This is a genomic window from Komagataeibacter medellinensis NBRC 3288 (assembly GCF_000182745.2).
Taxonomy (GTDB): Bacteria; Pseudomonadota; Alphaproteobacteria; order Acetobacterales; family Acetobacteraceae; genus Komagataeibacter; species Komagataeibacter medellinensis.
Window position 1 is genome coordinate 2,305,667 of the sequence record NC_016027.1, and the last position, 13,702, is coordinate 2,319,368.

Annotated in this window: 11 protein-coding genes; 9 read left to right on the forward strand and 2 right to left on the reverse strand. The window is 62.0% G+C overall.

What is annotated here, in order from left to right:
* Positions 1-8: 8 nt before the first annotated feature.
* Positions 9-557, reverse strand: coding sequence for an ankyrin repeat domain-containing protein (locus tag GLX_RS10760; protein WP_014105997.1), 549 nt, complete (start codon positions 555-557; stop codon positions 9-11).
* Positions 558-677: 120 nt separating this feature from the next.
* Entirely contained in the window at positions 678-1,685 is a 1,008-nt protein-coding gene (locus tag GLX_RS10765; RefSeq protein ID WP_014105998.1) for an MBL fold metallo-hydrolase, read from the reverse strand.
* A gap of 340 nt (positions 1,686-2,025) precedes the next feature.
* Between GLX_RS10765 and tkt the strand changes: the two genes are divergently transcribed.
* The 9 genes from tkt to GLX_RS10810 all read left to right on the forward strand — a co-directional run bounded on the left by tkt (position 2,026) and on the right by GLX_RS10810 (position 13,667).
* Positions 2,026-4,137 carry a transketolase gene (tkt, locus tag GLX_RS10770; protein ID WP_014105999.1) on the forward strand — a complete coding sequence of 704 codons (2,112 nt, stop codon included), beginning with the start codon at positions 2,026-2,028 and terminating at the stop codon, positions 4,135-4,137.
* A gap of 107 nt (positions 4,138-4,244) precedes the next feature.
* Positions 4,245-7,103: a bifunctional transaldolase/phosoglucose isomerase gene (locus GLX_RS10775; protein WP_014106000.1), complete on the forward strand. Its 2,859-nt coding sequence runs from the start codon at positions 4,245-4,247 to the stop codon at positions 7,101-7,103.
* A 114-nt stretch (positions 7,104-7,217) separates the two neighbouring features.
* On the forward strand, positions 7,218-8,216 hold the full coding sequence (gnd, locus tag GLX_RS10780; protein ID WP_014106001.1) for a phosphogluconate dehydrogenase (NAD(+)-dependent, decarboxylating): 999 nt from the start codon (positions 7,218-7,220) through the stop codon (positions 8,214-8,216).
* A 149-nt stretch (positions 8,217-8,365) separates the two neighbouring features.
* Entirely contained in the window at positions 8,366-9,895 is a 1,530-nt protein-coding gene (zwf, locus tag GLX_RS10785) for a glucose-6-phosphate dehydrogenase (protein WP_014106002.1), read from the forward strand.
* On the forward strand, positions 9,892-10,719 hold the full coding sequence (locus GLX_RS10790; RefSeq protein WP_014106003.1) for a Cof-type HAD-IIB family hydrolase: 828 nt from the start codon (positions 9,892-9,894) through the stop codon (positions 10,717-10,719). The genes zwf and GLX_RS10790 overlap by 4 nt, the downstream gene beginning before the upstream one ends.
* A 27-nt stretch (positions 10,720-10,746) precedes the next feature.
* The gene (locus tag GLX_RS10795) at positions 10,747-11,577 is read left to right on the forward strand and encodes a Cof-type HAD-IIB family hydrolase (protein WP_014106004.1); all 831 of its coding nucleotides are present in this window, start codon (positions 10,747-10,749) and stop codon (positions 11,575-11,577) included.
* Positions 11,570-12,319: a 6-phosphogluconolactonase gene (pgl, locus tag GLX_RS10800; RefSeq protein ID WP_041247367.1), complete on the forward strand. Its 750-nt coding sequence runs from the start codon at positions 11,570-11,572 to the stop codon at positions 12,317-12,319. The genes GLX_RS10795 and pgl overlap by 8 nt, the downstream gene beginning before the upstream one ends.
* A gap of 95 nt (positions 12,320-12,414) precedes the next feature.
* Positions 12,415-13,119, forward strand: a complete 705-nt coding sequence (gene rpiA, locus GLX_RS10805) for a ribose-5-phosphate isomerase RpiA (RefSeq protein WP_014106006.1) — start codon at positions 12,415-12,417, stop codon at positions 13,117-13,119.
* The gene (locus GLX_RS10810; protein WP_014106007.1) at positions 13,116-13,667 is read left to right on the forward strand and encodes a gluconokinase; all 552 of its coding nucleotides are present in this window, start codon (positions 13,116-13,118) and stop codon (positions 13,665-13,667) included. The genes rpiA and GLX_RS10810 overlap by 4 nt, the downstream gene beginning before the upstream one ends.
* Positions 13,668-13,702 lie beyond the last annotated feature (35 nt).

Sequence of the window (13,702 nt, forward strand, 5' to 3'; positions counted from 1 at the left end):
GGTCGGGTTCAGTTCTGTACGGCGTCCACGCGGTGCATGGCGGCCAGCACGCTGTCATTACCCTGCCGGGTTGCCAGGATGCGCGCGCTCACGCCCTCGCCATCGCGCAGGTCGGGGTTGGCACCGTGTTCGAGCAGGAAGGTCACCATGGGGTCACGGTTGAACATTACGGCAAAGATCAGCGGTGTGCGGCCGACGGAATTGGGCACGTCCACACTGGCCTGATGGTCCATCAGCACGCGCGCGCAGGGCAGGTCGCCCTTGAAGGCGACACCCGCCAGCGCCGTGGCCCCCTTGGCATCCTGCAGGTCAGGTGCTGCGCCGCCTTCCAGCAGGGCGCGCACGGTCTCGGCATGACCGTTATAGGCGGCAAGGATGAGGGCAGTGTAGCCCTTGTCGTTGCGGGTATCGGGGTTGATGCCGGCGGCAAGGAATTCGCTTACAAGGTCTGTCTGCCCATCGCGCGCGGCGGATAGGAACAGGGTCTCGATTTCCGCGTTGCTGAAGGATTCGGGTGCGGCGGCGGCGGGTTCGCCGCTGGCGACTGTCTTGCTCATGTGCCTGCCTCGCTGGTGGGGTTGCGGAAAACGGGGGCGGTGGCCGGCCCCGTCGGAAGCGCGCGATCATAGTACGCTTTGGCCAAAAAGAACATCGGGCAATCCGGCTTCGTCATGGTCTCACCATAACAGTGCCCGGCATTCGCCATGGTGCAGCACGTCCATGCTACCTGGAGCAAGCCCCTGTGCACGGCCTGCCGCGTGCATGCGCCGGACGGGTTCGTCAAAGGGTTCATCTGTCAGGCGGAAGGTGCCGAAATGCATGCCGATCCCCTGTTTCGCCCCCAGTTGGCGCAGGCCGCTTACCGCTTCCTCCGGCGTGGTGTGCACGCGTTCCATGAGCGTGCGCGGCGCGTAGGCCCCGATGGGCAAAAAGGCAAGGTCGGGCGCGCCCAGGCGGTTGCGTATCAGGCCCCAGTGGCGACCATCGGCGGTATCGCCCGCAAAGAAAAGCTGGCGCCCGGTCGTATCGCGCAGCATGAAGCCGCCCCACAGGCTTGTGTTCCGGTCAAAGGGCGTGCGGGCGGCGCCATGGCGGGCAGGGGTGCAGGTGATCCGCGTGCCCAGCGCCTCCACATCCTGCCACCAGTCCAGTTCCATGATGCGCTTCAGCCCGGTTGCGCGCATGAAGCGGGCATTTTCCAGCGGTGTGACCACCAGCGGGTCGTCGCCGCGCCGTGCCAGCGCGCGCAGGGATGGCAGGTCCATGTGGTCATAATGTGCATGCGACACCAGCACGATATCCACCCGCGGCAACGTGGCCAGACTGCGCCCGGGGGCGCGTACGCGTTTTGGTCCGATAAAGGAGAAGGGCGAGCAGCGCTTTGAAAAGATTGGGTCGGTCAGGATCGTCACGGTCGTGCCATCGGCGTGCGGCACGCGGATCAGGAATGTGCTGTGCCCGATGAATGTTACCGCCACCGTGCCCGGCATGGGGCGTGCGTGCGGGTCACCGATGGGGGTTGGGTTCTCGATCCATCGTGGCCAGTCGGAGCGGGGGCGGTTCCACTGCCATTTCAGGATGGCCAGACGCCGCATGCGCGCAGGCTGCGTACCTTCGGGGCAGATGGTGGTCGGATTGAAGAAACGCGTGCCATCGGTGTGGTCGCTGGCGGGTAGCGGGGGCATGCATGGTCTCCGTCTGCCGACATGTGGCTGCGTGACAGGTGAGGGACAGGACAGGGTATGTCAATATTCCGCCATGGTCCGAGACGCATGCAACCGTGGCTGCAACCACGCGCTGAATAAGGGCAATGAGCGCCATGGTGGCGTGGCGCAGGTAACAGCCTGACGAGGTGGCTTGTTCCGTCCCGAAGGTCGTGAGAAGGTGCGTGTCGTAAAAAGCCTTTGCCTTGCGCTCCGTGCCAGTAGGCAGGTGCATGAAAAAAGAACACGACAAGGTTGCCCGCTCCGGCCCGCAGGTACGGCCTGACCGGAGTACAACCATGGCTGTAAGGAGGCCGGTCCCATGCGTTCCCTATCCAGATCTTTACTCATGGCCCCTGAAGGAGGTGGCAGCATGCCCACCAATATCGATACGCTGTGCATCAACACGATCCGCACGCTGTCCATGGATGCTGTGCAGAAAGCGAATTCCGGCCATCCCGGCACCGCCATGGCACTTGCACCCGTTGCCTACACGCTGTGGCGCGACGTGCTGGATTATGATCCCGCCAATCCGCTCTGGCCCAACCGGGATCGCTTCGTGCTCTCGATCGGGCACGCCTCCATGCTGCTGTATTCGCTGATCCACCTTGCCGGAATCCGTGACGTGCGCCCCGGTGGCATCACCCATGACCGCCCGGCCCTGACGCTGGAAGACCTTGAGCAGTTCCGCCAACTGGACTCACTCACCCCCGGCCACCCGGAATACCACCATACGGCAGGCGTCGAAACCACGACCGGCCCGCTGGGTCAGGGCTGTGGCAACTCGGTTGGCATGGCCATTGCCGAGAAATGGCTGGCCGAGCACTACAATCGTGATGGTTTCAAACTGTTTGACCACCATGTCTATGCCCTGTGCGGCGATGGCGACAACATGGAAGGCGTCTCCAGCGAGGCCGCGTCCATCGCGGGCCACCTGAAGCTGGGCAACCTGACGTGGATCTACGACAGCAACCAGATCTCCATCGAGGGCTCGACTCACATCGCCTTTACCGAAAGCGTGCACAAGCGCTTCGAGGCTTATGGCTGGCATGTGCTCGAACTCAGGGACGCCAACGATACGGGTGACATGCGCCGCCTGCTGGAGGAGGCGAAGGCAGAGACCTCGCGGCCCACGCTGATCATCGTGCATTCCATCATCGGCTGGGGCGCGCCGCACCTGGCAGGCACGGCGGAAGCCCATGGCGCCCCGCTTGGTGTGGAGGAAATTCGCGAGACCAAGAAATTCTATGGCTGGCCGGAGGACAGGAGCTTCTATGTGCCCGAAGGCGTGCCGGAGCATTTCCAGGCGGGCATCGCCACCCGTGGGGCGGCAGCCAGCAAGGCATGGAATGAACTGTTCGCCGCCTACCGCGCCAAATACCCGGCCGAGGCCACACAGCTTGACCACATCTTCGCCGGCACGCTGCCCGAGGGCTGGGATGCCGACATCCCGGTTTTCGACGCGGATGCGAAGGGCATTGCCTCACGCGCAAGCTCGGGCAAGGTGCTCAATGAGATCGCGAAGAATTACCCATGGATGCTCGGTGGTTCGGCCGACCTGTCGCCTTCCACCAAGACGCACCTGACATTCGATGGCGCGGGTGACTTCCAGCCCCCGCAGTGGAATGGCACCTATGGCGGGCGCAACCTGCATTTTGGCGTGCGTGAACACGCCATGGGTTCGATCAGCAACGGCATGGCGCTGTATGGCCTGCGGGCCTACTGCTCGGGCTTCCTGATCTTCTCCGATTACATGAAGCCGCCCATCCGCCTGTCCGCGCTGATGAAGCTGCCGGTGACTTATATCTTTACCCATGATTCGATCGGTGTGGGTGAAGATGGTCCGACCCACCAGCCCATCGAGCAGCTGGCTCAGCTGCGCGCGACACCGGGGGTTACACTCATCCGCCCGGCCGATGCCAATGAAGTATCGGAAGCCTGGCGCACCCTTGTCCAGCTGACCGACCGCCCCAGCGTGCTGGCGCTGAGCCGCCAGAACCTGCCTACCATTTGCCGCAAGACCTATGCGCCTGCGACAGGTCTGGCAAAAGGGGCCTATGTCCTTGCGGATAGCGCGGGGCGTCCCGATGTCATCCTTATGGCGACAGGTAGCGAAGTGGGACTGATCATCAAGGCGGCTGAGAAGCTGAAGGCGGACGGGATCAAGGTGCGCCTTGTCTCCATGCCCTCATGGGATCTGTTCGAGGCGCAGCCCAAATCCTACCGCGACAGCGTGCTCCCGCCCGATATCACCGCGCGCGTGGCGGTGGAGCAGGCCGCACAGCTTGGCTGGGACCGTTATACCGGCCTTGCGGGCGAGACGATCGTGATGCACGGCTTTGGTGCCTCTGCCCCGGCGGGGCAACTGGAAGTCAAGTTCGGCTTTACCGTTGAGGCCGTGGTAGCCGCAGCCCGCAGGCAGGCAGGAAAATAAGGATACAGGCAGGCAGGGATCATTCCCTGCCTGCCTTGTTTTGAGGCAAAGAAAGCGCTGGCGGTGCAGGGATATCGCGCCTGCTGGCAAGCAAAGGAAGTACAGGAATGAGCGTGCGAGAAACAGGTGGAGAAAATCCGTTAAAGGAACTGGCCCGTTATGGTCAGTCCCCGTGGCTGGACTTCATCCAGCGTTCCTATACCGAAAACGGAAGCCTGAAGAAGCTGGTGGAGGAAGACGGCCTGAAGGGTGTCACCTCCAATCCCGCCATTTTCCAGAAGGCTATGGGACAGGGCACGGATTACGACGCCCAGATCCGCTCGGTGCTGGAGCACAAGGTGGTGGATGCTGGCGCGCTGTATGAACTGCTGGCCATTGACGACATCCGTGCCGCGGCAAAGGTGCTCTACCCCGTCTATGAGCAGACGAAAGGCGTGGACGGCTATGTCAGCCTGGAAGTCTCCCCTTACCTTGCGCGTGATACCGAGGGCACCCTGCATGAGGCGCTGCGCCTGTGGAAGGCGGTCGATGCCCGTAACCTCATGATCAAGATTCCCGGCACGGAAGAGGGCGTACCCGCCGTGCGCGCCGCCATTGCGGCCGGGTTGAGCGTCAATGTGACGCTGCTGTTCTCGAACGAGGCCTACAAGAAGGTGCTCGAAGCCTACATAACCGGGCTGGAAGACCGTCTGGCTCGTGGTGAGAGCGTTAAGGAAATCGCCTCTGTCGCCTCCTTCTTCGTCAGTCGCATCGATGTGAAGATCGACAGGGAAATCGACCGCCGTGTTGCGGCGGGCGACAAGGATGCCGATCGCCTGAAGGCGCTGCGCGGCAAGGTCGCGATCGCCAATGCCAAGATGGCCTATGAATACTGGAAAGAGATCACCGCCTCTGCGCGCTGGAAGAAGCTGGCCGATGCGGGCGCCAGCCCCCAGCGCCTGCTGTGGGCCAGCACCGGCACAAAGGACAAGACCTTCAGTGATGTGGTGTACGTGGACGGGCTGATCGGTCCCGAGACGGTCAACACCATCCCGCCCGCAACTTTCGATGCCTTTCGTGACCACGGCACGGTAGCCGAGACCCTGACCCAGGACGTGGCAGGGGCGAAAAAGGTGCTGGAAGAGGCAAAGACTCTCGGCCTGGACCTTGATGGCGTGACGAAGGTGCTGGTTGATGAAGGCGTTGCCTCCTTTGCCGATGCGTTTGATGACCTACTGGGTTCGGTCGCAGCCAAGCAGGCGGCGTTCCTTGGCAAGAAGGTGACCTCTACCGCGCTCAAACTGCCCGCCGACCTGCACAAGGCGGTCGATGCCGAACTGGAAGAATGGCGCAGGAAGGGCAACATCCGCCGCCTGTGGCGCAAGGATGCCACGCTGTGGACTGGTAAGGACGAGGCAAGCTGGCTGAAATGGCTGGACATTACCGATGATCAGGTTGCTGCCCTGTCCAAGTTCGAGGATTTCCAGGCGGAAGTGAAGGCGCGCGGCTTCAAGGACGCGCTGCTGCTGGGAATGGGTGGTTCCAGTCTTGGCCCCGAAGTGCTGGCCCAGACATTTGGCAAGCATGAGGGCTTTCCGCACCTGTATGTGCTCGACAGCACGGACCCGCAGCAGGTGCGCGATTTCGAGAAGAAGATCGATATCAGCAAAACGCTGTTCATCGTCTCGTCCAAGTCGGGCGGCACGCTGGAGCCGAACATCCTCAAGGCCTATTTCTTCGATCAGGCCAAAAAGGTGCTGGGTAACAAGGCGGGTTCGCACTTCATCACCGTGACCGATCCGGGTTCACACATGGAAGACGTGGCGAAGAAGGACGGTTTCTGGAAGACCTTCTACGGCGAGAAGCAGATCGGCGGCCGCTATTCCGTGCTGTCCGATTTCGGGATGATCCCGGCCGCCGTGGCTGGCCTGCCGCTCAGGCTGCTGCTGGAATCCGCCCAGCGTGGCGAGAAGTCCTGTGCCGCTTCCGTACCGCCCGCGCAGAACCCCGGCGCCGTGCTGGGTGCGGTGCTGGGTGTGGCCGCGCGCGATTTCGGGCGCGACAAGGTGACTATCATCGCATCGCCCGGCATTTACGACATGGGTGCGTGGCTTGAGCAGCTGATTGCGGAATCGACCGGTAAGGAAGGCAAGGGCCTCATTCCCATTGATGATGAGACCATCGGCAAGCCGGGCGTGTATGGCAAGGACCGGGTCTTCACCTACCTGCGTCTGGCCGAAGATCCCTGTCCGAAGCAGGACGCGGCGTTTGCGGCGCTGGTCAAGGCGGGTGAGCCGGTGGTGACGATCGAACTGCATGAGCGCCGCCAGGTGCTGGAGGAGTTCTTCCGTTGGGAGTTTGCAACGGCGGTCGCGGGTGCGGTGATCGGGATCAACCCGTTTGATCAGCCCGATGTCGAGGAATCGAAGATCGAGACCAAGAAGATCACCACCGCCTATAACGAGACCGGCAAGCTGCCGCCGTATGAGCCATTTGCCAAGGATGGCCCGTTCGCCTTCTATGCCGACCCGAAAAACGCGCAGGCGCTGGGTGGGGCCACCACGGCGGAAGCGATCCTCAAGGCGCATTTTGCCCGAGGCAAGGCGGGCGATTATGTGGCCCTTCTGGCCTATATCGACCGTGATACCTGGACGCGCGAATGGATACAGAAAGTACGGCTTGCGGTACGTGATGGCCTGAAGCTGGCCACGGCGGCTGAATTCGGCCCACGCTTCCAGCATTCCACCGGCCAGGCTTACAAAGGTGGGCCGGACACGGGCGTATTCGTGCAGATCACCTGTGATGACGGGGTGAACCTGCCGGTGCCGGGTGAGAAATATACCTTCACCGTCGTGAAGGAAGCCCAGGCGCGCGGTGATATGGAGGTACTGGCCGAACGGGGCCGCCGTGTGCTGCGGGTGCATATTCATGGTGACCTGAAGGCAGGTCTTGAAAAACTGGGGCAGGATATAGCCCAGGCGGTCTGACCCGCGACTACCGGGACCCGCCTCCCTGCCAGGGGGGCGGGTTTCTTGATTGTGATCATTTGGAAAAGGGGAGGGTGGGGATATGTTCCATCCTCGCTTTAGGAGTGTTTAATCATGCAAATCGGTATTGTTGGTCTTGGTAAGATGGGTGGCAACATTTCGGTCCGTCTGACCCGGCATGGTCATGACGTGGTGGCCTATGACCGGGACCCGGCTGTTACCGCCAAGGTCTGCGGGCAGGGGGAAGGCGGTCGCTGCACGCCCGCCACGGGCCTTGCGGACATGGTTGGCAAGCTCTCGGGCCGCAAGATCATCTGGCTCATGCTGCCCGCAGGTGAAGTGACCGAGCAGGCGGTACAGGAACTCGATGGTCTCATGGGTAAGGGCGACATCATCATTGATGGTGGCAATTCCTTCTACAAGGATGACATCCGTCGCGCGACCGAACTGGCGAAGAAGGGCATTGATTATGTCGATGTCGGCACATCTGGTGGCGTATGGGGTCTGGAGCGTGGCTACTGCATGATGTACGGCGGCACGAAAGAGGCTACCGACCATATCGACCCCATCCTTTCCGCCCTGGCGCCCGGTCTTGGCGACATTGCGCGCACGCCCGGTCGTGACAAGCCCGGTTTCGACCCGCGTGCCGAACGGGGCTACCTGCATTGTGGTCCCGCAGGTTCAGGCCATTTTGTGAAGATGGTTCATAACGGCATTGAATACGGCATCATGCAGGCCTTCGCCGAAGGCTTTGATGTGATGAAATCCAAGAACTCTACCGAATTGCCTGAAAACCAGCGTTTTGATCTGAACATGGCGGATATTGCCGAAGTCTGGCGCCGGGGCAGTGTCGTGTCCTCATGGCTGCTGGACCTTTCAGCCGGTGCGCTGGCGGGCAACCCGGACCTGTCGGACTACAAAGGTGACGTGGCCGATTCGGGTGAGGGCCGCTGGACGATCGAGGCCGCGATCGAGGAATCGGTGCCGGTGCCTGTCATCACGGCATCGCTGTTCACGCGCTTCCGTTCACGCACGGGCAATAACTTTGCCGAGAAGATGCTGTCTGCCATGCGGTTCGGTTTTGGCGGTCACATTGAGGGTACGAATAACTGACCTGCTGCCCGGTCGGTAACGACCGGGCCACCGAGGTGCTACGCATACGGACCCTGGCTGTTCCTGGATGAAATGACAGCGCTTAATGACTGCAACCGGAACAGCCGGCGGAGGGAGACGAGCGGAAACAGTTCAGGAATAGCAGCATTATGGAAAACATCATTGCCTCGGCGGTATCGCAGGTTGGCGAAGGTGGGCAGGATTACAGCCCCCGGCGCAGCCCGGCGGGTTCGTTTGTCATCTTTGGTGGTGGGGGGGACCTGACGCGTCGCCTGCTGCTGCCCGCCATCTACAACCTGGCCTGTGCGGGCCTGCTGGATGACGGGTTTGGCATTGTGGCGGTTGATCGCGCGGAATTGGGCGATGACCAGTTGCGCCAGAATGTGCGGGAGGCGCTGGAAGATTTTGCAGCCCGCCGCCGGGCGGATGCCGTGCCAGTGCGTGAGGATGTGTGGGAATGGATGAAGCCCCGCATCCGCTACGTGCGCGGTGATTTTGAAGCCCCGCAGACCTACAGTGACGTCGCCGCCATAGTGGGGGAGCAGAACTGCATCTTCTACCTTGCGGTGGCCGCCCGCTTCTTCGGCCCCATCGTTGACCGGTTGGGGGAGGCGGGGCTGGTGCGTGAGGGGCGGCATACCTTCCGCCGCGTGATCGTGGAAAAGCCTTTTGGCAGCGATCTGGCATCCGCCATCGCGCTCAATACCCGTCTGCTGCACACGCTGGAAGAACAGCAGATCTACCGGATCGACCATTACCTGGGCAAGGAGACGGTCCAGAACATTATGGCTCTGCGTTTCTCCAACGGGTTTTTCGAGCCGCTGTGGAACCGCCAGAACATCGACCACGTGCAGATTACCGCTGCCGAGACAGTGGGCGTGGAACAGCGCGCCCGCTTTTATGAAAGCACGGGCGCACTGCGTGACATGGTGCCCAATCATGTCATGCAGCTGCTGGCCATGACCGCGATGGAAGCCCCGATCTCGTTCGAGGCCGATGCGGTGCGTAATGAAAAGACAAAGGTGCTGGATGCGATCCATTCCCTTGCACCGGCCGATGTGGTGCGTGGCCAGTATGCGCCGGGCGTCGTGGGGGGCAAGGAGGTGCCGGGCTACCGGCAGGAACCGGGTGTTGACCCCCATTCCCTGACCGAAACCTACATGGCCATGAAGTTCCGTATCGACAACTGGCGCTGGGCTGGCGTGCCGTTTTATGTGCGCACCGGCAAGCGTCTGGCCGCGCGCAAGACCGAGATCGCGATCCACTTCAAATCAGCACCCTATGCCCTGTTCCGCGATACACCGGTGGACAGGCTGACCCCCAACATCATGGTCATCCATATCCAGCCGACCGAGGGCGTGACCCTGCAGTTTTCGGCCAAGGTGCCCGGCCCTTCGGTCCGGCTTGGTGGCGTGCGCATGAAGTTCGACTATGCCGAGTGGTTCAGCGAAGGGCCAAGCACCGGCTACGAAACCCTGATCTATGATTGCATGATCGGTGATGCCACGCTGTTCCAGCGTGCCGACAACATCGAGGCCGGGTGGCGTGCCGTCCAGCCTGTTCTGGACTGGGGGCAGGATGCCCGCAGCCTTGCCTTCTACGCCGCGGGTAGCGAGGGGCCGGAAGCGGCCAACGCCCTGCTTGCGCGCGATCACCGCCACTGGCTTAAAATTGGATGATGCCCATGACCCCATCCACCCGTTCCGTGCGCCTTGTCGTGTCCGATATCGATGGTACCCTGATTACACCTGCGCGCGAGGTGACGCCGGCGGCGCATAAGGCGGCTGATGACCTGCGGGCGGCGGGGATCCGCCTCAGCCTTGTCAGCAGCCGCGCCCCGCGCGGGATGATGCAGTTCGTCAAGGCCCTGCGGGTCGATACACCCATAGCCGGGCTGAATGGCGGCCTGATCTGTGACCCCGATGGCACGATCCGCGAGCGGCTGTCGCTTGACCCGCAGGCGGCACGTACGGCGGTGGAGTTTCTGCTCGCCCGCCATGTGGAGCCGTGGCTATTCATCGGCCATGACTGGCTGGTGCGCAGGACGGATACGCCGCAGGTCATCCATGAGCGCGAAGTGGTGCAGACCACGCCCGTGCAGGTGGATGACTTTGCCGGACATTACACGGATGTGGGCAAGATCATGGGGGTCACATCCGACCCCGCCAGCCTGCCGGGCGTGGAACATGACCTTGCAAACCTGCTGGGGGGGCAGGCAAGCGTACACCGTTCCGCAGCCATTTACCTTGATATCACGCACCCCCAGGCGAACAAGGGCTATGCGGCAAAAGAACTGGCGCATCTGCTTGATACTGATATCCGGGATACTGCCTGCATCGGGGATATGAACAACGATATTCCCATGCTGCGCGAGGCCGGGGTCAGCATTGCCATGGGCAATGCCCCGGATAACGTGAAAGCCCATGCCCGTTTCGTGACAAAGCCCAACACGGAGGATGGGTGGGCCTTCGCCATGGAAAGTTTTGTACTGCCCCGCACCTGATGGTGCGGCACATAAGGGAGAGTGAACATGCCCCAGGACGCAGCCGGAACCCCGGCCAGCCAGATCAGACTGGTACTGGCCGACGTGGACGGCACACTGGTCACGAAGGACAAGATCCTGACACCACGCGCCATCCGGGCTGTCGAACGCCTGCGTGAACGCGGTATCCTGTTCACCATTACCAGCGGCCGCCCGCCCAAGGGCATGAAGATGGTGATCGACCCGCTCAAGATTTCCGAGCCGATCGCGGGCTTCAATGGCGGGATGATGGTCCGCCCCGATTTCAGCGTGATCGAGGCCCGCACGCTTCCGGCCGATACCGCGCGCAAGGTGATCGGCATCATCCGTGACCACAAGGCCGACCCGTGGGTCTATAACGGCAATGACTGGATCGTCTCGAAACTCGATGCGCCGCATGTCGCGCGCGAACAGTGGACGGTCAAGTTTCCGCCGGTGGTCGGCGATGTGGAAGCGAAGCTGGATCAGGTGGTCAAGATCACCGGGGTCAGTGATGACCTCGACCTGATGAAGCGGCTGGAACATGACCTGCAACAGACGCTGGGCGATACGGCATCGGCCGCGCTGTCGCAGCCATACTACGTGGATGTGACCAATAAAGACGCCAACAAGGGCGGCGTGGTCATGGCGCTTGAACGCCTGCTGGGCATTCCCGCCAGCCAGATGGTGACACTGGGCGACCAGCCCAATGATGTGCTGATGTTCCGCAAGAGCGGCATGTCCATCGCCATGGGGCAGGCCAGCCCGGATGTGCAGAAGCAGGCGACCCATGTCTCGACATCGTGCGAGGAGGAAGGGTTCGCCAACGGGATCGAGAAATTCGTGCTGGGAGATGCATGACATGAGCACAGGACACGACGTGAAAACCGGGACCATGGTGGTCCTGCCCGATGCCGAGGCCATTGCCCAGCATATGGCGAAGTGGCTGACCGGGCAGGCGCTGGCCAAGAAAGACGGCCCGTTCGTGCTGGCGCTGTCGGGCGGGTCCACGCCCAGGCGGCTGTATCAAATCCTTGCATCCGCTGAATATCGTGACCGCTTTCCGTGGACGAACACACAGTTTTTCTTTGGCGATGAACGCTTCGTGCCCGAGGCGGATGCTGCCAGCAATTACAACATGGTCGAGACCGAAATGCTGGCCCACGTAACGGTGCCGCCCGCCAACGTGCACCCCATGCCCACATCGGGCGACCCGACACAGGCGGCAGCCACCTATCAGGCTGAACTGGAAAAGGTGTATGGCGGCAACGTACTGCAACCCGGCCGCCCGCTGTTTGATGTGGTGATGCTGGGGCTGGGCGATAACGGGCATACGGCCTCGCTTTTCCCGCGCCAGCCGGTGCTGCGGGAAAAGAAGCTGTGGGTCTCGACCTGCGTGCCCGATGACGCGCCACATACACGCCTGACGCTGACCTATCCCGCCATCCATTCCAGCCGCCATGTGGTGTTCATGCTGGCAGGCGCGGGCAAGCGCGAAGCCTTTGCAAAAGTGCGTGCCGGTGACCCGGCCGAACCTGCCAGCCATATCACGACCGAGGGTGAACTCGTCTGGCTTATGGACAAGGCGGCGGCAGGGCAATAAGTGCGTTATGTGTAAGGACCGTGCAGATGCAGCAGGGCCAATAAGAATGACGGGGCACCCAAGGCAGGGATACCCCGCAGGAGAGGAAACAGCGCATGTCCACCCATATTACGGACCCCAGGGCAGAACTGAAGCGTAAGGCCGCGATCGAGGCCGCCGACATGGTGAAGGAAGGCATGGTGGTCGGCCTCGGCTCGGGCAGTACGTCCGCCTTCATGATCGAGGAGCTGGGCCGTCGCTGGGCAGAAGGGCTACGGTTCTGCGCCATTCCCACATCCGAGCGTTCGGCCGAGCAGGCGCGCTCGCATGGGATCAGGCTGGTCACATTCGCCACTCACCCGCAGATCGACATCGACATTGATGGCGCAGATGAAGTGGAGCGGGGCACGCTGAACCTGATCAAGGGGCTGGGGGGCGCGCTGTTCCGTGAAAAGATCGTGGCTGCCGCCTCACGCAGGTTCGTGGTGGTGGTGGATGACAGCAAGCTGGTTGATCGGCTGGGTGTAGCCGTGCCAGTGCCGGTGGAAGTCGCCAATTTTGGCTGGAACTCGACCGCGCGCCAACTTGAGGCGCTGGGTGCGAAAGTAACCCAGCGGCTGGACCGCAGCGGCAACGTGTTCGTGACTGATGGTGGCAACATGATCCTGGATTGTCATTTTGGCGAGATTGCCGATTCAGATACCCTGCAGAACCAGCTTGACCGTGTGGTGGGCGTGATCGAGACGGGATTGTTCATTGGCCGGACGTCCGAAGTGATCGTGGCCACGGCCGATGGCCTGCAGCGGTTGCATGCGGCATGACCGGCAAGGCATTGCAGGACCAGGGTATCAGGCCGTTGGTCCTTGTCATCATGGGGGTGTCAGGCTGCGGCAAGACCACTCTGGCGGAGGGCCTGCATAATCTGTTGGGTTGGCCCTATCAGGAAGGTGACCTGCTGCATCCCCGCGCCAATGTGGAAAAAATGGCGGCGGGCATTCCCCTGACCGATGCCGACCGCCTGCCATGGCTACAGACCTGCCGCACATGGCTGCATGAGCGCGTGGTGTCGGGGCAGGGGGGGATCCTGACCTGCTCGGCGCTCAAGCGCTCCTACCGCGATCTGTTGCGTGCGGACGGTAATGAGGGGATCGTGTTCGTCTATCTGGAAATCCCGGAGGCTGTGCTGTCTGACCGGTTGAAGCGCAGGCGGGGCCACTACATGCCCCCCAGTCTGCTGCCCAGCCAGCTTGCAACACTTGAGGCGCCGACGGCGGATGAGCACCCGGTAGTGGTGCATCTGGAAGCAACGCCTGCGGACCTGATTGCCGAAACACTCGGGTTGTTGAAGCAGGAATTTCCCCAACCCTGACGGGATAAGGTCATTCATTGGCAAAGAAGGATAAA

Excerpts from the sequence above, each read along its gene's own strand:
- GLX_RS10760 (WP_014105997.1), bottom strand. The coding sequence starts at position 557 with ATGAGCAAGACAGTCGCCAGCGGCGAACCCGCCGCCGCCGCACCCGAA.
- GLX_RS10765 (WP_014105998.1), bottom strand. The coding sequence starts at position 1,685 with ATGCCCCCGCTACCCGCCAGCGACCACACCGATGGCACGCGTTTCTTC.
- tkt (WP_014105999.1), top strand. The coding sequence starts at position 2,026 with ATGCGTTCCCTATCCAGATCTTTACTCATGGCCCCTGAAGGAGGTGGC.
- GLX_RS10775 (WP_014106000.1), top strand. The coding sequence starts at position 4,245 with ATGAGCGTGCGAGAAACAGGTGGAGAAAATCCGTTAAAGGAACTGGCC.
- gnd (WP_014106001.1), top strand. The coding sequence starts at position 7,218 with ATGCAAATCGGTATTGTTGGTCTTGGTAAGATGGGTGGCAACATTTCG.
- zwf (WP_014106002.1), top strand. The coding sequence starts at position 8,366 with ATGGAAAACATCATTGCCTCGGCGGTATCGCAGGTTGGCGAAGGTGGG.
- GLX_RS10790 (WP_014106003.1), top strand. The coding sequence starts at position 9,892 with ATGATGCCCATGACCCCATCCACCCGTTCCGTGCGCCTTGTCGTGTCC.
- GLX_RS10795 (WP_014106004.1), top strand. The coding sequence starts at position 10,747 with ATGCCCCAGGACGCAGCCGGAACCCCGGCCAGCCAGATCAGACTGGTA.
- pgl (WP_041247367.1), top strand. The coding sequence starts at position 11,570 with ATGCATGACATGAGCACAGGACACGACGTGAAAACCGGGACCATGGTG.
- rpiA (WP_014106006.1), top strand. The coding sequence starts at position 12,415 with ATGTCCACCCATATTACGGACCCCAGGGCAGAACTGAAGCGTAAGGCC.
- GLX_RS10810 (WP_014106007.1), top strand. The coding sequence starts at position 13,116 with ATGACCGGCAAGGCATTGCAGGACCAGGGTATCAGGCCGTTGGTCCTT.